This is a genomic window from Clostridioides sp. ZZV15-6388 (assembly GCF_020657755.1).
Taxonomy (GTDB): domain Bacteria; phylum Bacillota; class Clostridia; order Peptostreptococcales; family Peptostreptococcaceae; genus Clostridioides.
In genome coordinates this window covers 55,190-79,338 of the sequence record NZ_JAGWCU010000005.1, presented here as the reverse complement: position 1 = coordinate 79,338, position 24,149 = coordinate 55,190, and the positions used below count along the sequence as shown (strand labels likewise).

Below are 24,149 nucleotides of genomic sequence, written 5' to 3'. Positions count from 1 at the left end.
TATACATTTCTTGTTTAAATTCTATACATATTTCTTGTTCAATCTTTATAACAAGAATATTTACTTATATAATTTCTAAAGATGTTTATACTATAAACCCATTTACTCTTCTACACCCATATACATCTGCTTCAAAACATCCATACCATCAAAAGTCATCCATTCTTCCTTTACCTTACCTTGTAGTACATGATAATGATTAATTCCCATTACCTCTACATGCTTTCCAGAAGGTTGTCCAAAAAATCCAATGCCTTCATTTATTCCACGTAATCTCCATCTCACAGATACATCATACCCTTCATTTTTTTCCTTTTGATTACAAGTTACTCTTTCTACTTCATAACTTCCATTTGGAATTGAAGCAAGTAAACTTACAATCATTCCTTGAATCTCATCATACCCATTTAAATCTTTATCACATATGAAATGTACTACTGCATTATCGTGATAATATTTTTTAACTTCATTTATATATTTATAATTGTAAATACGACTTGTCATCTCAAGCATCATTTCACCAACAGAATCATCTTTAGCTTGATACTTTGCTGGCATAAATTGGCCATCCATAGACTCACAAATACCATAGGTTGATTGTAAGCTCAATACTTTAGATGCACTTGCCTTTGCCATATTTTTTGCCACTTCTTGAGGATTTAACCCTAACTGAGTAACAATCCATAGATTATCTCTAACTAGCCATTCTTCATGGATTCTATTATTCGTTGTAGCACAATCAATTACAGTTCTAAAATTTATCTTCTTTCCAGTTGCTGGAGCAAAATTACTATCACCTAAATTAGTTGCTGTAGACAAAACACGATGAGAAGACAAAAAACCATCAGCACCAAAATTAGACCATATTACATTTTGACCAATCAGCCTTCTATCTGGAAATGCATGTAGAGTTTGAAGAGTATTCGAGATAACATCTTTTATACCAACTAAATTAGAAGAACCACAGTGCATTGTCACATTATTGTGATATGTATCATAAATAACTCCAATACCTTTTTCTTCCCAAATATTATGTGTAATTTTCATAATATAGTCTACAAAGTCTCTATACTTGGAATCAAATCCAGGTAATTTCTGCTCCCTTTTTGTTTGATTTGAAAAATCATTATAATCCATTACTCCAACAGGTGTTACTTCTAGCGAATCTCCATAGTAAATTTTTGTAGACTCCATATTTGCTTCTCCCTTCAATGTAATTTCTTCAGCTTTTTCAATAGTATTATTCTCATTGATTTTACCTGTATTAGCTTTATTTACTTCAACATTACTTAATTTAAGCTCACTTATATCAACTTCTTTTGCTTTTACTTTCTCTTTATCTTTTTCTCTTACATCATTTTTATCAATATATTTCAATTTGCATCTCATTCCTTTCTTGAATACGTATTCACAATTAATTATTAAAAATTAAGCATTAAAAATACTTTTAGTTCTTTCAAGAATATCAAGACCTTGTTGTTTTAGCCAGTAAGGAATATCAATTAACACCCAATTTTCTTTAAGTTTATCTCCCTTGCGATAGTAAACGTCAACAACTTGCATATCTGCCTTAACCTCTCCACCTGGCAATCCTAAAAATCCTCCACATGGGATATTGCTTAAGTTAGGCCATCCAAAGAAACAAGCAAAATTTCCTTCTGCAAATCTACATACATGTCCATTAAAAGTCTTTCCTTTTAAATTATTTCTAAATGGCAATTGATGCTGTTCTTGATATCTAGGTATAGTATAAGAAGCTCCAATCCCCCCTGGTCCATACCAAATCATATCTTTAGCCCATGATTTTTCAAGTATCTCTGGTGGACATCCCATAGAACCACTGTCATTTAATTCAGATAAATCATCTACCATTTTATTGACTAATGCTAAAGTCTTAACCCCATCTACTTCGTCTGCATCTTCAAAAAGTAGTCCATTGTGGTCAATTGGTCCTGGATATACAAAATATGAACCTGTTTGTGGTGGCAATGGATTGACACCTGCCTGAATCATAAATCCAATTATATCTACAAATAATCCAGTCTTGGAAATTTTACCATCTTGCACACAGTTAAATTCTGCGTATCTTAAGCTAATCATCTTGCGAGTATGCTTAATACCAAGCCAGTCATTATCAAAAAGCCCCATAAAATGACCCATACTCATTACCCACTCACTGTTATCAATTTCATTAGTACCTGCAATAAAGATATCTTGTCGTCTTTGCATATTACTCAATGAATTTTTTAAAGGCTTCCAAAATGTATCTGCTACATTTTCAACTCCTCTTTGTTCACGAAATGGATATACGCCTCTCCAGTCATAGTCTGACCTCATGTACTGTTTTAAAATTTTTTTAATTTCATCTCCATCGGCGTTTTCTAATGCTTCAAAGTAATTTCTTACAACTCTTTTTGATTCTTGATATTTTCCCATTATTATATCCTCCCAAATTTATAAAGTATAATCTAACTTTATTGACTCTTGATTGCATACGTTTTCTCTTTTATAGCTTTTTTATTTGTTTTTAGGCTATTTTATGAATACATATGCATTTTTCTAAATATTAACATATATCTAAAAAATTGTAAAGAAAATGTTATCATAAAAATGTAAATTGTAATTTATGTCTACTCAAATTTATAGGGCTTTTATCCTTGCTAATAAAAATAATCTTTACCTCCCATATTTATTGAAATACTTGCACCAATAAATGGCTATAAAAAATTAAAGGTGACAGTCTTTTTAAAGCTGTCACCTTTTTGATTTAGTCAATCTAATATGTTTTTATTTGTATTCTGGTGTTTATTTTTTAATATTTATTTGTTGATTTATTGAATTTCTAATTCTACTTTTTATCAACGCATTTTTTTTCTTCACATTTCATTTCTTCTTTAGTATGATTTTTTTGAACAGATTCTATTTGTTCATCAGTTGCTGTTTTAGATTCATCAATTTTTTCATATTCTTTTATATTATTTTTCTCAGCATCTTCTTTATTTTCAGACATTATTTTTTCATCTACATTTTGATTTTCAAATCTTCCATATTTCTGATATTCATTGTTTTCTTGATAATTTTTAGCATCAAATTCTTCATTGTCTTTAGATTCTCTGTAACTTCTTTCATGACCACTTGGGGCAAATCCTTCATGACTTCTACACTCTCTATGCTCATGACTTCCTTCATGACCTCTATATTCTCCTCTTTCGTACCCTCTTGGGGCAAATCCTTCATGACTTCTACACTCTCTATGCTCATGACTTCCTTCATGACCTCTATATTCTCCTCTTTCGTACCCTCTTGGGGCAAATCCCTCATGACCTCTATACTCTCTATTGCCATGATTTCCTTCATATCCTCTTGACCCAAATCCTTCTTGACGCATCATTTCAAATCTTTTACATCCTTCACATGTATGATTCCATGGATGTCTATGAGGACCTCCATATCCCATTTGACCATGATGTTGCGAATATTTATTATGTTCTCCATAATGTTCTTGGTGTTTATGATGTCCTCTCATTTCAAAATCTTCAAATCCTCTAAATCCTTCTCTTTTATCTTTGTAATAATTCATATTAACTCCTCCTAATTAACTCGATTTTTTCTATTAATTTATTTTCTTAGTTTTTATTAAGGTACCTTATTTATTTTTAATTATAAAGGTACCTTATGATTTTGTCAATACTATTTTTAAGGTACCTTTACATTTTTTTAATTTCTTTTAAACCTGAAAATTATGGCATGAAAAAGCTGTATAGGAAAACACATATTTATTACCATGTATAATTTTTTATTAAATTGCTTAAATTTATTAAACTGTTTCCTACACTTTAATTTATCAAATAATTACTTTTAAAAAAAGTGAACCATTTATAGTAAAATTTTATCTAATGAGTGTAAGGCAAAAAAGTAGTGCTACTTCATATAAATGTAGATTTATCCAATTATTTCCTAAACTTCAAATAAAAAATAATTATTTTTAAAAAAGTGAACCATTTATAGTAAAATTTTATCTAATGAGTATAAAGTAAAAAAGTAGCGCTACGATTTGCATAGAAAGGTAGGAATACAATTGGATAAAACTACATTTATTAATAATATTCTTGAGTCAGAACAGACTTTGTATCGCGTATCTAAGTCTATTTTAGGAAACGACCAAGATTGTGAGGATGCTGTTAACAATGCTATTTTAAAAGCATATGAAAAACTAGACTCACTGAAAGAACAACAATATTTTAAAACTTGGTTGATTAGAATAGTCATAAATGAATGTAATTCATTAAGGCGTAAACAGTTTAATATTCTACCATTTGAAGAAATTCTCAATAACAAAAAAGTAGAAGAAAAAGATGATTACAGTGATTTATATATTGCTATTCAAGGTTTATCTAAAAAAATTAAGATTCCAATAGTTCTTTATTATATCGAGGGATATTCAATAGATGAGATTAAAGAAATATTAGATATACCTCAAGGAACTGTAAAAAGCAGATTATCAAGAGGTAGAAAATTATTAAAAACTAAATTAGAAGATATGGAGGTAAAGTATGAACAAAGACAAGTTAAATAATTCATTCCCGAAAGCTCCAGAAAGCTTTCATAATAGATTAAATAAAACATTAAATAGTCTACCAGAAAGAGAGGAAAATTATAACATGATTAATAATAAAACACATAAATCACCATTTAAATTCTCATTCAAAAAGAGCTTAGTCGCAACTTTGGCTGTTACTCTACTGTTAAGTACAACAGCTCTTGCAGTAGGAGAAATATCTAGTCTATTTTCAAGTACAAGTAATAAGGCTACCTATACATCTGTCCCAACTACAGAACAAGTAAAAAAAGACTTTAAATTTTCTCCTAATATAGTTTCTGAATTTAGTAATGGATATAAATTTAAAGGAGGATATATTGAAAAGGAAAAAGGACTTGATAAACAAGGTAATATTTTAGGAGAATTAAAATCACTTGATATCGAGTATGAAAATGGTAGTGATGTAATATCTCTTAAGACAGCAAATAATATACTTGGAGAAAATTCTGAAAACGTAAAAGTTGTAGATACGTACAAAGATATAAATATTTCTTATGAGGAGTTCAAGCAAAAATATGTACCAGAAGGTTATAAAATGACAGAACAGGATAAACTTGATGAAAAATCAGGTAAATATTCATTTAATACAGGGTCAGATAAAGTGGAAGTTAATGAATATAAATATTTAAGCTGGAAACAAAATGGAGTTTATTACTCATTTATAGTTGAAGACTCAGGTTTATCTATGAATGATTTAGTAGAGATGGCTCATGAAGTAATAGATACAAAATAAAGATAAGTAATATAAAACATAGCTAACGATTGAATTATTTATGAGTCTATTATTTGTGACTTTAATTTATTTATTAGTAAACATAACCATCTCTTTTATATTAATATTTTTTTTAGAATTTATATATCAGATTCTAGCTATTTAACTGCTATACAAATTCTAGTTAAATAATACTACTAAAAAGCCCTTAAAAACCATGTATTTTGGATTTTAAGGGCTTTAACTTTATCATAAAATACTCATCTAAATATTCATTACAAATACATAATAAATATATAATAAGCCTAAAAAAATTATATAAGAATTAAAATTTCATTGTTTTAATATTACTTCAACATTATTTTAATATTGTTTTAATATTGTTTTAATGTTGTTTTAATATCGTTTTAGTATTACTTTAATCTTACTTTAATATGTTTTAATAAAGAACTTATCTCGTCTAAATAATATATGTTTAGCACATAAAGAGCTCTTGTACAACAAGTGTAAAGGAGCAACCTTTCATCTTCATTATTATAATTTTTATTGCTTGCATTATATATAATAACCGCATCAAATTCAAGCCCTTTAGATAGATATGAATGCATTATTAACACACCGTTTATATACTCGTCATCATCTTTTGTTATACATTGTACATCAACATCATTCTCTTTTAAAAACTCGTATACTTCTCTAGTTTCACGAACTGTCTTTGTTATGATACCAATAGATTTATAATTTTTCTGTTTATAATCTTTTATATAGTCATATTTGCAGAATTAAAGAGTTTATAAAATATTTCATATTGTAATGGAGTGTAATCCTGTACTTCATCTATGATTACATATTTTTATAGTAGAAAGATAAATAGTTTCTAATCTTCATTAATATCCTTTTCGCTATACTTTTCATCCTTAGATACATTCTGTTCATCAAATCTCTTATTCTTAAAAAACTCTGGATGTTGTTTTACTATCTGTTCAAAAAATCCCGGATGCTGTTTCGTCATTTGTTCAAAAAATTCTTCTCTATTAAAAAATTCTTCTCTATTAAAAAATTCTTGAAATGCTTCCATACGTGGATTGTAAAATTCTTTTTCTTCTTGAGAACTTGGATGTGGTTCCTCATGTGGATTTGGATGTGAATCCATATGTCCCATTCCAAAACCTTCTCTTCCATTAAAACCTAAGCGTTGACCAGGATGTGGTCTTGAGTGTGGTCCCATATGCGACCCATCAAAATTAATATTATCATCATTTTTTATAGTTCTCTCCAACTCATTAGTAATCTTAATAAGAATATCACTTAGAATGCTTTTTTCTTCTTTTTCTAAAATATCGAATATTTTATTAGTTGGGTCTTCTTCCTGCTCAATTTTATTAATTTCATCCATACCTTTTGATGTTAGTCTTACTACCATTACTCTACGGTCTTTTTCTGAAGGGGTACGAGTAATAAATCCTTGATTTTCTAGTTTTGAAAGCAATTCACCTAAAGATTGAGGTCTCATATCAAGCAAATATGATAGTTCTTTTTGAGTAATTTCTGGCTTTATTTTTAGCATAGATAATACTCTTCCTTGACCTCTATGCGTTCCTCTAAAAAAACCATGTGATTTATGATTTTGAAGGTGAAATTTATGTAGTAATGATTGTACTTTAAAAAATTGCTCTAATAAATTTTCATCTTGAGTTTCATTCATGATTTTTACCTCCTAAATTAATTATTAATTTTGTAATCATGCACTTTACTAATTATATAATTTTTTTCAAATAGGTCCTTTAAAAAGGTACCTTACTTGTATTGAGTATAAGAGCAAGCCTTAGATTTGTCAAATATTTTAACACTTTATTACTCTTTTTATGCATCATAATAAAATCCTTGTATTATATCTTTAAATAAATAATTAAGTTTAATTTTTCAAACTAAAAAATCCAATATCTATACTAATAAAACTCTATCCCTTATTAAAGTTACTAAGTAAATTATCTATTTTATTTTCTTATTTATTAGTACTATATTCTACTTATTAGGACTATCTTCTAAGTCCACTACAACTATACATAAACATATTCAATTAATTCTATATAATTTAATTAATTTTAACTGTACTATATTTTAAACTTTTACTAATATTATGCCCCAATTATACTCTACTCATATTTCTTATGTTTAAGCTTTTCTCTCAGGCATTTTGTAGCCTTCTAAAGCTTTATTAATATAATCATTAAAAGGTTTCATAAGTAAGAATTTATCAGTAACCACTTTACAAAATTCATATAAATTGTCTAAGTCACTATCCTGTAAGTGATATTCAATATACCAGCTTTTGTGTTTTAAATACTCTCCTTTAGTAAAATCTTTTGGATATCCTCTTGGAATATTTTTTAGTTTTTCGCCATCTAAAGTAAAATTCTCTGAAAATTTGTGATTATACAAAATAGATTCTAATTCATCTGAATGTTTAAGTATATAATCCCTCACTCTTGTTGTTGCATCTGAAAGCTGTGGTGTAAAAAGTCCTGCTCCTAAAAATATATTTTGTGGAGAAATATCTATGTAATACCCTACTGGGATTGGTACTCGTCCAGCATATGAAATATGTGCTCTAAATGATGGGTTATAAGGTGATTTATCATTACTAAAACGAGTATCTCTGTTCAACCTAAATATTAAATCTTTTGCATTTAGATGTGCAATAGATTTATCTTCATAAGCTAAAGCATTGATTATATCTTGTACCAACTGTTCAAATTGTAATGTAGCTTCCTTTTTCCATTCTTTATTTTCCATCATCCACTCTCTTGAATTATTTTTTTTCAATGCATTTAAAAACTCTAATATACAATTTGTTTTCATAATTTTCTCTCCCTTTTATATTAATTTTATTAATATTTTTAAAAATTATTTAAATACTTGATTGATACTCAAATACCATATAGCTATTTAAAAATACTCATTAATTTATTTTTAAAATTACATATCTAAATAACTTCTAATATCCATACTTAATACTTATTAAAGTTTTTCATCATATTTCAAAAACTTTTTAAGTATTTATAAATTTTTAATTATTGAGTAGCAGTCTGACTGTAAAAAATCTGTTAGAAATTTTTTTAATTTTTCACTAGAATAATATGATGGAAGTCTTGAAAATACTGTTGAAAAATTTTCAGCTTCTTCCATAGCAGATTTAAATTTAAATATAGTATTATCATCATCTTTTTCTAGACTAGAATACTCCAAATTTTTAGGATTTATACGGTGATTAACTATTGCATAATTAATACGCTTCTTGCACTGACATACCCCTTTTCCACTTAATCCACAATACTCATCTAAAAATGAGGCCATTTTCTTCCTAGTTCGTGATAGCCTCTGTCTATATGCTTCAGAAGATATCTCCAAAATATCACCAGCAACTTTACTATTTAGCTTAAACATTGTACCTAGAATAAAAATGCATCTACTCTCTACATCCAAGCATTGTAACATTACATTTGTACATGAATATTTTAGTTCTTCTTCAATAATAGAAGTTTCAACATTTTGAGATAAATCAGGTATATCTTTTGATTTACCATTTTTGATATCAGCTCCATAATATTCAAAACTTAAATGCTGTTTAGAAAACATACTTTTTTTATAATTTTGTAAATGATTGTATGCTATTCTAAATACCCATGTAGAAAAAGAACTTTCTTTTCTAAATGTAGATAGATGAGTAATTACACGTATCATAATTTCTTGACTGGCATCCTCTGCATCCTGTACAGTACCTAACATTCTTAAAGATAAATTAAATACTAAATCCTGTACATCCAATAACAAAATTTCAAGAGATTTTTTGTCTCCTAAAATAGCTCTGTCTATCAAATTTTCTATTTCATCTTTTTTTACATTATTTTGTGTATTTTCACTCATAATTTCACCCCCTATTAAATTAGACAACTTAAAAAGTACTTTGTGACATAAAATTTTTATTTTCAGTATATTATTACAAAATAAAAATACCCAATCAACCTAAATAGTCCAATTGGGTATAAATCCTCTAAAAAATCATTTTGTATTTAAATAATCATTTTTATATTTGAATAATTATCTTTGTATTTGAATTTTTATCTAACTCTAATCTTTATCTAATTCTAATATTTATCAAGCTCTAATCTTTATCTAACTCCAACTTTTATTTAACTCCAACCTTTATTTAACTTTAGCTATTAGAGAAATTGTATTAAAATACTTACCATCTTCTACTTCCATCATTTTTTTATCATTTTTTGCATAAGAATTCTCGCAATTTAACCAATCTTGCCATGCTTCTTCATGACAACTTAAAGCTTCACATTTCTCTAAAATCACAGACTCGGATTCTGACCAAAGTTCATTCCACCATTTAAGAGAATGAAAATTCATATTATCTTGCCAAAATGGAATAAGTTCATCAGGTATACAATTTACAAAATCTTGTTTTAATCCTGGCATTGCCATTGCAATTATTCCGCCCTCTTTTACAAGAGGCGATATATGATTTTCTAAAAAACCTTCTTTGTTTCCAAAGTAGTGATAAGAGTGAACACTTATTACTGCATCAAAGAAACCTTCTGCGTAAGGTAATTCATGTGCCTCTGCTTGTATTGGAAATATTTTATTATCTAAGTTAAAGTCCTTAAATCTTTCATAATTCTCAGTTGGTTCTATCCACAAATCTGTTGCAAATACAGTTGCATCAAATTCATTTGCTAAAAATATAGAAGATATACCTCTTCCACATCCCAAATCTAAAATACGCATTCCCTTTTCTAATTTTATCTTATTTGTCATTTCCTCTAATATTTTTATACAATTAGGCCCCATCATGTTTTTCATGAGGAACTCTTTGTCATATTTATTACTTTTCGTAAATATCATTCTATCTTTCCTTTCCTTATAAATTATTATTTATTTAAATTGTTCCTATTTTAATGTATATACTAACTAATCTATTTAATTTAGCGGATATTTGACACTTTACCTTTTATTATACCATTTATTCTCATAAATATAATAATTCTATTATTTTAAAATAAATATTTATAATAATTTAAAATAAATACTTATAAAATATAGTTTATCATAATAATACTATAAAAAAACATCGAAAAATAAGTATTCTAGAGAGGAATAGTAAAAATAGCTTTGATATATGTTAGTTATAAAATATGAACAAATAAAGAAGCAAATAGACATGAACTTTAGAATAACTAAAAGAATCTAACTTCAAGACAATTTTTTAAATTCTCCATAGAGCATTACGATACTACATTATAAAGCTAATTAAGATACTATTCTAAAAACAATAAAATAAGCAGTCAGTAAACATAAATTTTTACTGACTGCTTATTTTTGTTTAATATCTATTATAAATCTTCTAAATAATACTTTCCTTGCAAGAATTCTGATTCTAGACCTAGATTTTTGAAATAATTAACTAAAGACATACATGCAAATTTTTCTGTAGAATAATGAGTAGCACCTATAACATTAATTAAATTCTCTTTTGCAATTTTATGAAATTCTAATGCTGGTTCAAAATGTTTTAAAGGCTTGGTAAATCCAGTAATATATAAATTTATGCCAAGCTCAGCAACTTCACTTGCTACAAATGGATAACTTCCTCCACCTGCTGCAATAGCTACTAAACCATCTTTTAAAACAGAGTCTCCATAATCATATAGTTTCGCATCATGTCCAACTGTTTTTTTAACAAGTTCCTTAATCTCTTCTAGTGACTTTAATGATGTCTTACATATAACTCCTACCTTGATTTTATCATCATATTTGCAGAATGGTTTGACAATTTCAAGACCTAAAGCATTTGCAAAACTAACAGAAGTTGAATAGTCACTATAATTGTCTAATGGAGAATGTAATACATAAAAGGAAATTCTACGTTTTTTCATCTCTTCCATATAAGATAGTGGAATATCATGAAATGGAAAATCTTCATCTGATGCTATATATCCCATTGCATGGTGTGAAAAAAGTAAGATATCTCTTTCATCTTTATCTATGATTTGCTGAACTATTTCTTTATCTGGAAAAGTAGCTGTATATACTTTATTAATGTCTTGAGCATTATCTAATACTAATCCTATGTATTTTTTCTTAAATTCTGGAGTAATAAAATCATTTTCAAAATTCATAAAACTCCAATCATCATCAATATTTTTAATATCAAATTCTATGTCTAGCTTTTTATAAAGTTCTTTTGCTTTAATACTAATCACTCCTTTATAATAATATTTAACTGATACATATTTATACAAGAGTTCTATAATATGCTTATACTTTAAAAGTCAACTATAGCTCAAAATACTGTGAGTATTAACTCATTTTAAAGTATAGTTTATTTTTCTAGTATACGTTTTATCTCAATACTCTTGCCTATAAATATCCGTTTATTTTAATATACTTTATTAACCCTGTCAAATACTATTATTTTATATGAGCTATTCTCAATTTATTTATTATTCTAATTATATTTACTTATTATCTTAATTCTTATTGACTTACTATCTTATAGTTACTCTCATTTATTATCCTAATCCTGTTAATCATTAAGCTCCTAACTACCTAAACTTTTTTTAAATTTTTAGGAGGCTTTTTTTTAACTTCAATAATCTTTAAAATATCATCAAGCTCTTTCTCATTCTCCACTCTATAATTTATCCATCCTCCACTTCCACAAGGGTATCGCTTATCCCAAAATTCATTTGTCTTTGGCAATAAGTTATCCAGTATATCTAATAGCTTATCTACATCATTACTTCCAATTTGAATAGTTACTGTAAAGCAATCTTTCTCAAAAAACACATAAAATAGATGCATTGTTTTATGTGAATACTTATATCCCCAGCCATAATTATTTCCAAAAGGAAATCTTAATTCTTTATGTAAATCATATTTTTTATCTAATAAATTCTCAAGATGCAAAATAAGGTTAAAATGATTTTTGCCCACATACTCAGAAATCTCTTTTTCTGATGGCATGACACTTTTATTCAACATTCTTTCATACAATTTTAATCACCACTTTTGATTTATTTTTAATCTGAAAATACTAGTATCAAAATTATTCACTTTTTTTACATTCCTCCACAAATTCAATTGGATGTTGAATAATCTTAGAAACTTCTTCTACAGAATACCCTTCATCTAAATATCTTCTAGCTATAACTTCCATAGATTCTCCTACCTCGATAATATGTTTATCAGGGTCATAAATACGCACTACCCTCTGTTGCCATTCATATTTTAGTGGTTGATGAACATACTCTACATCTTTATATGATTTAAGTTTTTCAATAAATTTATCAAAATCATCAGCTTCAAAATAAAGTTCCATATTGTGTGACTTTTGCACAACTGTATCGGGATTTAGCCCTGTTAACCATGCAAAATCCTCTTGTATTGCAAATCCCCCACTAAAAGTTACATTTCTACCTAAATCTAACACAACTTTTTGGTCAAACAATTCTCCATAAAACTTTTTTGACACTTCTACATTATTTACTGACAATAATGAACATTGATATTTCATAAATGTACCCCCTAATTTCTATTATTATTTTATTATATCAATTTAAACTTGAAAGCTATATGTCATATTTACAAAAATTATTTGATTATGTATTTTACACAACTACAATCTCCATACAAAAAGCTACCCTAAATATAGTTATTTAATTGATAACTAAAGGTAGCTTTTTATATTGAATTAATAGAATTGTCCATCATTAATTTACACTCATGTTTAATTTTATTTTGGTTCATATTACAAACCATTTATAATTTTCAAAGTCAAATATACTATATATCATAAATATACTGTATATGATTTAGGTTTATATTATACAAGCTCGAAAAATTTCTAAAAATAAGTTTTCATATTTTTAGGTATCATGTTTTATTTTACAAATAGCTACTATTTTTCTTTAATCTTCTTTTCTTATTTTTCTTTAATACTTCTTAACCACGCTTCAATAAAAAGTATATCCTCTTCACTTATATTATCATCTGCATGCAGTGATAATAATAAACTTTTTATAGAGGAATCGTGAATATTACTAAAAAACTCTCTTGTTTCAAAATTCAAGTAATCTTTTTCAGCAATTAAAATCTCATACTGTGTATGTTTATTTATCTTTTTAGAATTTAAAAATCCTTTAACTACTAATCTAGATAAAACAGTTAAAGTTGTCGTTTGCTTCCATTGATATTTTTGCTCCATAGCTAAAATAATATCTTTTGATGTTATTTTGGAATCTACTTTCCATATAAATTTCATTATCTTAAATTCTGATTGTGGCAGCTTTTTTATCGGCATAATAAACCTTTGCTACTCAGAATATAGACAAGCAATATCCACAGTAAAATTTTCATCAATTTAATTGATATTATATTCATTTAAATTACTGTGATTTTATAAGATTTTCTCAATCTTAAATTCTAAAGTTAGCTATTTGTACATAATAAACATATGTAAATAGTGTCAAAATTACTTTATATTGCTTAGTTTTATGAAATGTCTTGTACTCAGCTATATACTTCTGGATACTTGTCTCAGTAGCTCTCCCTTCTCTTAAATTTTTCTTTCTAATTTTAAGCATTTATATTTTAGTAATCTTACTTCTTTTAATTTTGACTTATTGCTTCTCTAGCTTTTAAAAAAATAATCTATCATTTACGATTTTAAATATTATAATCTCAATCTTAATTTGTAATTTTAAATATTGCAACATCAGTTTTAATTTACGATTTTAAATACTGTAATCTCAATCTTAATTTACGATTTTAAATATTGTAATCTCAGTCTTAATAATTACACTTTATACAATTAAATTTTGCTAGTTTATTGAATATTCGTTTGTATCTTTTATAATCCAAACCTTTTCCTCAACAGTTCTTTATAGCTCTAATTTAATTCAACATATCTAGACATCTACACTTGATATAACTAAAAATCAGACACCAAAACTCTACTTTAGTAGAGTTTATATGGTCAAAAAATGTCTATTTAAAATACTTTTTCACTCTAAATACAAAGTTATAATAAAATATTTTTCTAATAATTACATAAAAGTTTTTCTAATTAAATCTGTTCTTAAAATCTGATTATCTTCTTCTCAAAATTAAAAACTACTATATTATAATTCTATTTTAGTAGAATATTTTTGTCAATAACATTTTAAGTATTATTAAAAAATATTTAAAAAAAAGGGAACTATTTAAAGAGTTTAACAATCTTACAATAATTCCAAAATATATTATTCCTATGAAAATTTTGATACCATGAGTAACTTAGCTCTAAGCGCATAAAGCAAAAGTTACTATTTTATTTAATAAAACTTGACAAGAAAAGAATTTATATTTATTCTACTATGATAGAGCATTTTTGTCAATAAATAATAAAATTATTTTCAAAATATTTTCATTGTTCACGCTTATTCATTATTTCATTATAAAATATTACTTTACTAGTGGTAATTTTAAAGTTATTTTTAGACCTTGACAATCCTCACTTATGATATCTAATTTACCTTTGTGTGCATTTATAATACCTGCTACTATTAAAAGCCCTAGACCATGATTCTGACCTTTAGCATATGCATCACTCAAATTATATTGATTCTTCAACAAATAACTAATTTTATCTTTACTCATACCTTTTCCATCATCTTCAATAGTTATATAGCAAAAATCTAAATCAGACCTTGAAACTACATTTATATTACATCCATGTTGATTGTGAGTTATACTATTTTGTATCAAATTGCTAATAGCTCTTTTTAATAACTTTTTATCTGCATCTATAATAATATCTTCATCCAATATATTAAGCTCAATATAAAAGTTATTATCCAAATTATTATTTATAAAATCAGAAACAACCTCTCTTAAGAAAGCAGAAACTCTAATTTTACCGCAATCTAATGCTTGCATATTGTATTCTAATTTAGAGACTAAGTTAAGGTCGCTTACTAATTCCCTAATCTTAATACCTTGATTACATATAATATATACTTGCTCATGCTCTCTTTGAGAAAGATTTTTACTTTCCTCAAGCTCTCCAGCATATCCTATTATCATTGAAAGTGGTGTTCTTATATCATGAGATATTCCTGCAATCCAATTAGACCTAGCTTCTTCTCTTTTTCTAAGCTTTGCATTTTTTTCCTGTAATTCTCTAGATACAGAGTTAATAGATTTTGAAATATCGCTAAGTATCCCCTTTTCTTGAAGAAGTACTGGCTCGCCCTTTGAAATAAGCTTCATCCCTGTAATAATTGGCTTTATAGATTTTATCATTTTTAATCCTATAAACAAAGCTATTAAAAAAGTAATCATTGCATTAAGCAAAAGCATAATTAATATTAACCTTGGAAATTGGTCTATTTCCTTAATAGTATAAGTAAGGTTAAACCTTGTATACTTGTCTTTGGGATATCCTGTAACTAGAAGCCCATCAGGATGTTCCCATACATACACAGGATAGTCTTTTAAAAAAAATTTTGAAAACTTAGCTACATCAGTTAAAGTATAATGCTTTGGTATTTCTTTTGGTAAATCATACTCCCATATTCTGTCCCCATTATCATCAATTAGCATTGCCCAAGCTTGATTTTTGTGTAACACCTCTTTACTAGATTCATCCAAGACAAACTTACCATCCTTTGAAGTTAGCTTTTCTTCAAGCATCATTAAATTTGCTTTAGTTTCTCTGCTATTGCTTGTATCTGATTCGCCAGAGTATGGGTATACAAAAGTTACATATGAAAATATCAAAAATCCTGCTATGTTTAAGATAATTAGAAATAATGAAATCAAGATACTTGAACCTATAAATCGCCTTAATATATACTTTACACTATCCAAAATTAAATCCCTCCTCTTGAAATCTTCATATGGCATAAATCAATTAATAATTAACTTATATCCAAGCCCTCTTACTGTAAGAAGATGCTTAGGAGAAGATGGAGCTTCTTCTATCTTTTCTCTAACTCTCCTAACATGTACCATAAGAGTATTTTCATACCCATACATGTCATCTCCCCATATAGCTTGACATAGTGCATCACTAGTAACAATTCGCCCTTTATTTTCATACAGCTTTAAAAGCAGGGAATGTTCTTTAGCAGTTAAAGATATTTCTTGTCCATCTTTTTTTACACATGCAGTATTTAAATTTACAACAACATAATCTCCTAGTTTAAATACTGGCAACTCATCTTCCTTCATAGGAATATATACACGATTTAATATACCTACTAACCTTAAAGTAAGTTCTTTAGGTAAAAATGGCTTTACTATATAATCATCAGCCCCTAAACCTAGACCAATCAACCTATCTTCATCCTCTCCTCTTGCAGAAAGAAAAATAACTGGTATCTTGGATGTTTCTCTAATTTTTCTCATAATAGAAAAGCCATCTCCATCTGGCAACACTACATCTAAAATTGCACAGTCTGGTTTTATATTTTTAAATACTCTCACAGCTTCTTCATAACTAGATGCTAGAAAAATTCTATTAAATCCCTCTTTTCTTAAGATTTCATCTATCATTTTTAATAATTCTTTATGGTCATCAACCACAAGTATTTTTTTATCCTTTATTGTTTCCATAATCATCACCCTTCCTAAGTATATCATATACCCATTTTTATAACTTTACCTCAATAGACTATTTAAGGTTATCGTAAGGTAAACTTCAGCTAGCTGAAATGTAAGTGCTTTATTGTATTAATATAAGCTACAAACACTGCTATATGTAAGTCATAAAAATTCATACTAAATTATAGAAAAGAGGATAAAACATATGGAAATGATAATTAAGACAAACAGACTTTCAAAAGAATACAATAAAATATTTAGAGTAAAAGACTTAGACCTTAGAGTCCCAAAAGGAGCTGTATATGGCTTTTTAGGTCCTAATGGTGCTGGTAAATCCACTACTCTTAAAATGCTACTTGGACTTGCAAAACCTACACAAGGAAATATTAGTATTTTAGGCAAAGAATTAAACGATAAAAATAGAATATCAATTTTAAATGATATTGGCTCATTGATAGAATCTCCATCATATTATGGACACTTGACAGGGCTTGAAAATATGACTATTATGCAAAGACTATTAGATTTACCTAAAAAAAATATACAAGAAGCCTTAAAAATAGTAAGACTAGAAAATCAAAAGAATAAAAAGGTCAGTCAATATTCACTAGGTATGAAACAACGTCTTGGTATTGCCATAGCAATAATGAAGTTTCCTAAATTATTGATACTTGATGAACCTACAAATGGACTTGACCCAGCTGGAATTGAAGAGATTAGAGAACTAATAAAATCTCTTCCAGAAAAATACGGTATGACAGTTCTTATTTCCAGTCATCTTCTAGGTGAAATTGACCAAATCGCCACATCAATAGGAATAATAAATCATGGCGAACTTGTTTTTCAAGATAGTATAAAAGAACTTCATGATAAAGGTCAAAGTCATATTGCTATTAAAACACAAAATCCAATATCTGCCCAAAAACTTTTAAATACACAAGGATATATGTCACTTATACAAGATGGATATTTAACTATTGAGAATTTAAAAGATACAGATGTAGCTAAAGTAAATAACATACTTGTACATTCAAATATGGATGTGTTTAGAATAGAAGAACATAAAAAGAGCTTAGAGGATATATTCCTTGAACTTACTGGCAAGGCGGTGACTTTATAATGAAATATCTTAGTTTAGAATTTTACAAAATCAAAAGAAAGAAAATTATTTTGATGACATTTTTATTTGTAGCTGTTGAGATAATGTGGTGTATCATGAATTCAAACAGAGCTCTTACAAAAAATCCAGACATGCTAAGTGGATTTGAATATTCATACATGATTATGAGTTTTACAAGTTTAAACGGATTATTTTTTCCTATTTTAATATCAATAATTACTTCACGAATAAGCGATATAGAACATAAAGGAGATACATGGAAACTTTTAAAATCTTCTGCTACACCCTTAAACAGTATTTATTTTTCTAAATTTTTATGCTCCACTATTTTGATATCAGTATCTATACTCTTACAAATATTAGCTATTTTAGGTTTTGCGTCTTTTAAGGGCTTTATCGAACCATTTTCTATGTCCTTAATTATCAAATATACCTTAGGCACAATACTTGTTAGTATAGCTATAATAGCACTGCACCAATGGGTTGCAACTGTATTCCAAAATCAAATGCTTGCTGTTACGCTTGGTATGTTAGGTAGCTTTATAGGTTTAACATCAGGATTATTTTTTCAAGGTATTCGTAGATTATTTATATGGTCTTATTACATAGAATTAACGCCTCTAAATTATGCCTATGACACTGCCCTTGGTTCATCAGTTTACAAAGTAAATATGAATTTTTCAATGACTGTTTTAATCTTCTTTGTTGGAATGTTAATTTATTATATTGGAAAAAATCATTTATTAAATAAGGAAATATAGGAGGGATTTAAATGTTAAGAAAATCGGTTCTTGGAGAAATCCTAAAGTTAAAAAATTCTTTTATATGGTATATATTATTGGCTTTACCACTTATAAGTGTGCTAATTGGTTCTGGAAACTTTTATCTAAATCAAGGTGTCCTTAAGAAAGAATGGTATAGCTTGTGGACTCAAGTTAGTCTATTTTATGGTGAGTTTTTCTTTCCTATATTAATAGCAATCTTTTGTGCCTATGTTTGTAGACTTGAACATATGAATCATAATTGGAATAATGTAATGACACTTCCAATCAATTTAAAAAATATTTTTTTATCTAAGCTTATAGTTATTTCAATACTTACAGCTATCACTCAAATTGTTTTTGTTATTTTTTACATAGTGGCTGGAAATATGATTGGATTTTCCCAAAGTGTACCTAATGAACTTGCTGGCTGGATTGTTAAGGGTTGGATTATTTCCATTTCAATAGCTTCTATACAACTATACCTATCTATAAAGATTAGAAGTTTTGCTACTCCTATTGGTATCAGTCTTTGCCTTTCTCTATTTGGAATGGGCTTACTAGTAGCACAACCTTCTATTGGGATATTTTTCCCATACTCTATGCTAGGAAGTGCTATGGGTATTATAAAGCAATCTGCTTTAAATGTTAACGATACTATAATTACAATATGTGTTGCATTTGCTACTACTATAATATTTTCTGAAATCGCTAAGAGAAACTTTAGAAAAAATGATGTTATATCTTAATATTATAATAAAAGTATATATGACAAGATGGCGTCACCCTTTTGTATTATAATAAATAAAGTATATATGATAAGTAATTCAAATATATTATTTATAATCTTTAAAAAAAGAAATTATGGAACAAACATGAGAAGTCAATACTTACTTCTGAAAATTCACTTATTTTTAGTAGAAGATTTACCTATTTTTAGTATCTACTCTTCCTTTATTTCTTAATATGAAATATAATATGTATAGATGAAATTCAATCTAGTAATATGACTGAAAACAAATTACTAAATTGCTAAATAATTGTAAATGAAAAGAAGGATAAGAAGAAAAGATTATTTATATTTTATACGAATTGTAAAGAAGCAAGGTTATAATAAAAGATAATAAAACTAGTGATAAGACTATAGTACATTGCTATTTTATTTTCTAGAATTAGCCTTAATCCACAGGAGGATAAATTAAAATGATAATTAGACAAGAAAAAGCCAGTGATAAAGATAAAGTATATGAAGTTGTTAAGTCTGCATTTGCAAATGAAGAATCTTCTGACCATGATGAACAAAACCTTGTTAATCGATTAAGAAATAGTACTAGCTTTGTTCCAGAACTTTCACTTGTAGCTGAAGATGATGGAAATATAGTTGGTCATATTCTATTTACAGAAATAAAGGTTAAAAATGATGTACTACTTGCACTAGCACCAGTAGCAGTTTCTCCTAATGTTCAAGGTAAAAAAATAGGTTCAAAGTTAATTGAAGAAGGACATAAAATTGCAAAGTCAAAAGGATATAAAGGTTGTGTAGTTTTAGGTCATGACAAATATTATCCTAAGTTTGGCTATCAAGTGGCAAGTAAGTTTAATATAAAAGCTCCATTTGAAGTACCAGATGAAAATTTTATGGCTATAGAACTACTAGACAATGGGCTGAAAGAAGTATCTGGTGTTGTAGAATATGCAAAGGAGTTTTTTGAACAGTAGTTATAAATTATGATTAGTAATTTTGTTGAATATTCAAGAGATAAGGAGTGGTATGATGGGTGAACTTTCTAAATTACCAAATATAGGTCCTGTAGTTGAGGGTCAATTAAACCAAGTTGGAATCACAAACTATGAACAATTAAAGGAAATAGGTAGCAAACAGGCATGGTTAAAAATAAAATCTATTGATGCTTCTGCATGTATTAATCGTCTATATTCATTAGAAGCTGCAATTCAAGGCATCAGAAAAAGTCAATTATCTTCAGATGAAAAGGAAGAATTAAAAGAATTTTATAATATATTTAAGTGTTAGAAAAGGAGTGTTTATATGTTTGAATCAAGATGTGGTGTACTCTGTAACAGTTGTACAAGAAAAGAGAAAGTAAATTGTAAAGGATGTACTCAAATGAAAGGCCCATTTTGGGGTGGTGAATGTAAGGTTAAGACTTGCTGTGAAAGCAAAGAATTTAACCATTGTGGAGAATGTGATACTTTCCCTTGTGATATGCTTTCAAATATGGGAAAAGACCAAGGTTTTGACCCTACAATAAAGATTGAACAATGTAGAAAGTGGCTAAATGAAGAAAAAGCTTTAAATGATTCTCTTAATTAATCTAATTCATGGATTGAAATACATATTATTTTAAGATACATATGATGAGTGATGTATTATAAAAGAGCTAAGTAAATAGTTTTAATTATTACTCAAAACTGATATTTAGCTCCTTTATATCTTATATTTAACTCTTTCATAATCACTCTTTAGCCTTTTATAATTATTCTTTAATTCTCTATAGTTATCTTTTAGTCTTTCATAGTTATTTCTAGCTCTTTCATAATTATCTTTTAGTCTTTCCAATAATTGTATGCCTTTTAATAAAATAAATTAATTGCTTTTAATCTAAGTAATACCAGACACTTTATCGTTTAATCAATATTTACTTTCCCATAAAAATGGTCATAGAAAATCAATTCTTTATACTTCACTTTTTGCCTGTTTTTTGGTATTATTATTATGTTAAGAAAATTAATATAATTTAGTATTATCAAATTAAATTAGTTTACATTTTCCTAAAAAGTTTATTTAAACACCTTATATGACGTCTATTAAAAAACTATCTTTCCTTTTAAAATTTTTAGCTTAAAATAGGAGGTAAATATTGTGCATAATAAACTTTTGTCAATTACCCAATTAGCAAAACTTAGAAATCTTACAAGTGAAACACTAAGATATTACGACAGAATAAATCTTATAAAACCTAACTATGTAGACCCTAATACTAAATATAGATATTACTCTATTCTTCAATACGAAGAGTTAGGAACTGTAAAAGAACTAAGACAATTAGGAATGTGTATCAATGATATTACAAGTTATTTTAATGACAGAAATTTCCAAAAATCTATTGAAATTTTTGAAAAATACCAAGAAACACTTCACTCAGAAATCAGAGAAAAAATAGAACTTGAAAAGGTATTAAATAAAAAAGTTGAATTTTTAAAACAACTAAATTCTCTATCTCCAGTAAATACAATTACAGAGCTTACACTTCCAGATAGATATATGATTACCTTTGATGAACCAACTGGTGGACCTCATGAATTAGCTCTTGCTGTAACTGAATTAGAATCTCATTTAAATGAGATTGCTCCAATTGTTGCGAGCGATAGAGTGGGTGCTTATGGTAATGATTCGATTTTAGACGAATCGCAAGATTATATTCCTCTATCTCCATTTATATTCGTAGAAGACAACGATGTACAGTCCTCTTTAAAAAAGCTTGTTCCAGGTGGATTATATCTTTCTATGTATTATGATGGTGATGAACTTGAAAGATACCATCCGTCTTTTGATTTTATAAAAGAGTATATGAGTGAACACAACCTATGCCTTAATGGCGATATTTATCAGATATTTAAAATAGATGTGACTCTTACTAGTTACTTAAATGAAACGCTTATGGAAATTCAAGTTCCAGTAAAAAAAATATAGTCTATTACATAAAGGCTATGATTGTTAACTTACCATAGCCTTTTTACTTACTTTTCTCCATAGTCTTTTTACTTACTTTTGTGATTCCCAATCTGCTGGGTATGTTACATATATAAACCTAGCATAATTAGGTACTGAAAACTTTATACTACTTCCTTTTGGTATAAGTATTAGCTCCCCTTCAGATGCTGTTATCTTTCTGCCATCTATTAATATGTCTAAAGTTCCTTCTATTATATAGTCTACTTCATCATAATTTAATGTCCAATCGAAAGTTGTTTCTTTCATTTCCATAATTCCACAACCTAATCTTGTACTTTCTTCTAAGGTAAATAAATCTTTTGTATAAACTATATCATTTGGATTGCCAGTATCTAATCTATTACTTTCATCTACCTTTACTCTTGGTAATTTTATAGAAGTTATTCCACTTATATCTTTGTGTCTATCAAAATCTACATTATTTTTAGAACCATTTAAATTTTCTTCTATTATTTGTCTAACTAATACTTCCAATATATCTTTATCTAACGTACTTATATCCATCTCTTATTACCTCCTTAACTCTTATATTAAACTCTATAGCATCAATACTTTTACTCATCCGCAAATTCAAGAGAATCGACTATTCCAACTATAGTTGCATCTATTGGAACACTCTGTCTTTCTATTGAAGTTCTGGCAGCAGAGCCTCTCGTTATAAGGACTAAATCTCCATTCCCTGCCCCTGCATTATCTGCAGCTACTAAAAAGCCTTCTTTATATGTATCTTTAGCATTTAATAGTTTCACAACTAAGAATTTTTGTCCATTTAACTTTTCATCTTTTCTTGTTGCCCATACATTACCAACTATTTTTCCTATCTCCATAAGTCTCCTCCACTATATTCTTTTTACTGTTATATTATGTATTCTTATAAAATCCATAGCTAATGGAGTTATTATACTATTTTGACTTACGATAATATCCTTAGTTCCATTTATCATAGGCTTTCTCAAATCAGACTCCGATATAAGCCTTTTATGCGTCAAATCTATGCTAAACTTATCATCTATTTTTACTTTTTCTTCATTCAATATTTCTTTTTTAAACTTTTCCTCACTAAATGCTATTTCATTAAACGCTACTTCACTTAATGTTATCTCATTTAAATCCTTTATAATCTTTACTCCATATTTACAAATATCATCTTCATACGCTCTGTATTTATTGTATAGTGTTTTAGGTGCAGTGTCTTTATAGAGTTTGTATTCTATTCCTCCATCTAACACATATACTTTCTTACCTTTCATAAGCATTTTTAATAGAAATCTTTCTTCATTTGAAAAACTATTTCCTAATGCTAAATTGCAAATACCTCTCAGACAAAGTTTTGATACTATTACTACATCAGAATCTTTTGTATCATTATCAAATATTTCTATATTAAACTTATCACTTAATAAATCAAATTTACTTTTATCATTTTCATATAATATAACTAATTTTTTTCTATTTTCATTTTCTATACATCTAATATTCGTAGTATTTATTTTTTTGTAAAGTTCTTCTACTATAATCTCTATAAGATTGTTATAATCCATAAGCTT

General features: G+C 27.5%; 27 protein-coding genes. 9 read left to right on the top strand and 18 right to left on the bottom strand.

The genetic code is table 11. The features are described 5' to 3' along the window. Positions 1-102: 102 nt before the first annotated feature. The 3 genes from KGF48_RS04895 to KGF48_RS04885 form a co-directional block, all read right to left on the bottom strand. The gene (locus KGF48_RS04895; protein WP_227839762.1) at positions 103-1,377 is read right to left on the bottom strand and encodes an ester cyclase; all 1,275 of its coding nucleotides are present in this window, start codon (positions 1,375-1,377) and stop codon (positions 103-105) included. Between the two features lie 51 nt (positions 1,378-1,428). Then, on the bottom strand, positions 1,429-2,436 hold the full coding sequence (locus KGF48_RS04890; protein ID WP_227867798.1) for a nuclear transport factor 2 family protein: 1,008 nt from the start codon (positions 2,434-2,436) through the stop codon (positions 1,429-1,431). A 412-nt stretch (positions 2,437-2,848) separates the two neighbouring features. Further along, positions 2,849-3,580, bottom strand: coding sequence for a hypothetical protein (locus tag KGF48_RS04885; RefSeq protein ID WP_227867797.1), 732 nt, complete (start codon positions 3,578-3,580; stop codon positions 2,849-2,851). A 498-nt stretch (positions 3,581-4,078) separates the two neighbouring features. On the opposite strand from KGF48_RS04885, the gene KGF48_RS04880 reads away from it, so the two are divergent. After that, positions 4,079-4,576 (top strand): RNA polymerase sigma factor, encoded by a 498-nt coding sequence (locus KGF48_RS04880; protein WP_227839765.1) that lies wholly within the window; start codon positions 4,079-4,081, stop codon positions 4,574-4,576. Next, positions 4,554-5,333, top strand: coding sequence for a hypothetical protein (locus tag KGF48_RS04875; RefSeq protein ID WP_227839766.1), 780 nt, complete (start codon positions 4,554-4,556; stop codon positions 5,331-5,333). Before KGF48_RS04880 ends, KGF48_RS04875 begins: the two co-directional genes overlap by 23 nt. A gap of 392 nt (positions 5,334-5,725) precedes the next feature. Here KGF48_RS04875 and KGF48_RS20610 read toward each other — a convergent pair whose 3' ends face one another. The 11 genes from KGF48_RS20610 to KGF48_RS04820 all read right to left on the bottom strand — a co-directional run bounded on the left by KGF48_RS20610 (position 5,726) and on the right by KGF48_RS04820 (position 16,979). Further along, positions 5,726-5,920 carry an ATP-binding domain-containing protein gene (locus KGF48_RS20610; RefSeq protein WP_413894783.1) on the bottom strand — a complete coding sequence of 65 codons (195 nt, stop codon included), beginning with the start codon at positions 5,918-5,920 and terminating at the stop codon, positions 5,726-5,728. A 269-nt stretch (positions 5,921-6,189) separates the two neighbouring features. After that, the gene (locus KGF48_RS04865; protein WP_227839767.1) at positions 6,190-7,017 is read right to left on the bottom strand and encodes a MarR family winged helix-turn-helix transcriptional regulator; all 828 of its coding nucleotides are present in this window, start codon (positions 7,015-7,017) and stop codon (positions 6,190-6,192) included. Between the two features lie 470 nt (positions 7,018-7,487). Further along, positions 7,488-8,174 (bottom strand): DUF2461 domain-containing protein, encoded by a 687-nt coding sequence (locus KGF48_RS04860; protein ID WP_227839768.1) that lies wholly within the window; start codon positions 8,172-8,174, stop codon positions 7,488-7,490. A 198-nt stretch (positions 8,175-8,372) separates the two neighbouring features. Next, positions 8,373-9,239, bottom strand: coding sequence for an RNA polymerase sigma factor (locus KGF48_RS04855; protein WP_227867796.1), 867 nt, complete (start codon positions 9,237-9,239; stop codon positions 8,373-8,375). Between the two features lie 279 nt (positions 9,240-9,518). Then, positions 9,519-10,184 carry a methyltransferase domain-containing protein gene (locus KGF48_RS04850; RefSeq protein ID WP_227839770.1) on the bottom strand — a complete coding sequence of 222 codons (666 nt, stop codon included), beginning with the start codon at positions 10,182-10,184 and terminating at the stop codon, positions 9,519-9,521. Between the two features lie 530 nt (positions 10,185-10,714). Continuing rightward, entirely contained in the window at positions 10,715-11,584 is an 870-nt protein-coding gene (locus KGF48_RS04845) for a Nif3-like dinuclear metal center hexameric protein (protein ID WP_227867795.1), read from the bottom strand. Between the two features lie 346 nt (positions 11,585-11,930). After that, complete coding sequence (locus KGF48_RS04840; RefSeq protein ID WP_227867794.1) at positions 11,931-12,377, bottom strand: DUF3788 family protein; 447 nt, start codon at positions 12,375-12,377, stop codon at positions 11,931-11,933. Between the two features lie 52 nt (positions 12,378-12,429). Beyond that, positions 12,430-12,897 (bottom strand): VOC family protein, encoded by a 468-nt coding sequence (locus tag KGF48_RS04835; protein ID WP_227867793.1) that lies wholly within the window; start codon positions 12,895-12,897, stop codon positions 12,430-12,432. Positions 12,898-13,305: 408 nt separating this feature from the next. Beyond that, complete coding sequence (locus KGF48_RS04830) at positions 13,306-13,683, bottom strand: BlaI/MecI/CopY family transcriptional regulator (protein WP_227839774.1); 378 nt, start codon at positions 13,681-13,683, stop codon at positions 13,306-13,308. A 1,142-nt stretch (positions 13,684-14,825) separates the two neighbouring features. Further along, positions 14,826-16,232: a sensor histidine kinase gene (locus KGF48_RS04825; protein ID WP_227867792.1), complete on the bottom strand. Its 1,407-nt coding sequence runs from the start codon at positions 16,230-16,232 to the stop codon at positions 14,826-14,828. Positions 16,233-16,271: 39 nt separating this feature from the next. Next, positions 16,272-16,979, bottom strand: a complete 708-nt coding sequence (locus KGF48_RS04820) for a response regulator transcription factor (RefSeq protein ID WP_227828713.1) — start codon at positions 16,977-16,979, stop codon at positions 16,272-16,274. 193 nt (positions 16,980-17,172) lie between these two features. Between KGF48_RS04820 and KGF48_RS04815 the strand changes: the two genes are divergently transcribed. From KGF48_RS04815 to KGF48_RS04790, 6 genes are all read left to right on the top strand, one after another. Then, positions 17,173-18,087, top strand: a complete 915-nt coding sequence (locus tag KGF48_RS04815) for an ATP-binding cassette domain-containing protein (RefSeq protein WP_227867791.1) — start codon at positions 17,173-17,175, stop codon at positions 18,085-18,087. After that, complete coding sequence (locus tag KGF48_RS04810) at positions 18,087-18,848, top strand: ABC transporter permease (RefSeq protein WP_227839209.1); 762 nt, start codon at positions 18,087-18,089, stop codon at positions 18,846-18,848. Before KGF48_RS04815 ends, KGF48_RS04810 begins: the two co-directional genes overlap by 1 nt. Positions 18,849-18,859: 11 nt before the next feature. After that, complete coding sequence (locus tag KGF48_RS04805; protein ID WP_227839208.1) at positions 18,860-19,597, top strand: ABC transporter permease; 738 nt, start codon at positions 18,860-18,862, stop codon at positions 19,595-19,597. A 454-nt stretch (positions 19,598-20,051) separates the two neighbouring features. Beyond that, the gene (locus KGF48_RS04800) at positions 20,052-20,567 is read left to right on the top strand and encodes a GNAT family N-acetyltransferase (RefSeq protein ID WP_255642482.1); all 516 of its coding nucleotides are present in this window, start codon (positions 20,052-20,054) and stop codon (positions 20,565-20,567) included. A 55-nt stretch (positions 20,568-20,622) separates the two neighbouring features. Continuing rightward, positions 20,623-20,880, top strand: coding sequence for a TfoX/Sxy family protein (locus tag KGF48_RS04795; RefSeq protein ID WP_227828717.1), 258 nt, complete (start codon positions 20,623-20,625; stop codon positions 20,878-20,880). 15 nt (positions 20,881-20,895) lie between these two features. Beyond that, positions 20,896-21,180: a DUF3795 domain-containing protein gene (locus KGF48_RS04790; protein WP_227839207.1), complete on the top strand. Its 285-nt coding sequence runs from the start codon at positions 20,896-20,898 to the stop codon at positions 21,178-21,180. 114 nt (positions 21,181-21,294) lie between these two features. Here the strand turns inward: KGF48_RS04790 and KGF48_RS20235 are convergent, their stop codons facing one another. After that, positions 21,295-21,426 (bottom strand): hypothetical protein, encoded by a 132-nt coding sequence (locus KGF48_RS20235; protein ID WP_255287817.1) that lies wholly within the window; start codon positions 21,424-21,426, stop codon positions 21,295-21,297. A 303-nt stretch (positions 21,427-21,729) separates the two neighbouring features. Between KGF48_RS20235 and KGF48_RS04785 the strand changes: the two genes are divergently transcribed. Next, positions 21,730-22,560, top strand: a complete 831-nt coding sequence (locus KGF48_RS04785; protein WP_227828719.1) for a MerR family transcriptional regulator — start codon at positions 21,730-21,732, stop codon at positions 22,558-22,560. 72 nt (positions 22,561-22,632) lie between these two features. Here KGF48_RS04785 and KGF48_RS04780 read toward each other — a convergent pair whose 3' ends face one another. Genes KGF48_RS04780 through KGF48_RS04770 form a run of 3 tightly spaced genes read right to left on the bottom strand, consistent with a single transcriptional unit; the run spans position 22,633 to position 24,143 of the window. Then, positions 22,633-23,106, bottom strand: a complete 474-nt coding sequence (locus KGF48_RS04780; protein WP_227867790.1) for a cupin domain-containing protein — start codon at positions 23,104-23,106, stop codon at positions 22,633-22,635. A 50-nt stretch (positions 23,107-23,156) separates the two neighbouring features. Continuing rightward, entirely contained in the window at positions 23,157-23,429 is a 273-nt protein-coding gene (locus KGF48_RS04775; RefSeq protein ID WP_227824686.1) for a EutN/CcmL family microcompartment protein, read from the bottom strand. A gap of 12 nt (positions 23,430-23,441) precedes the next feature. Continuing rightward, positions 23,442-24,143 (bottom strand): TIGR02536 family ethanolamine utilization protein, encoded by a 702-nt coding sequence (locus KGF48_RS04770; protein ID WP_227839205.1) that lies wholly within the window; start codon positions 24,141-24,143, stop codon positions 23,442-23,444. Positions 24,144-24,149: the final 6 nt, after the last annotated feature.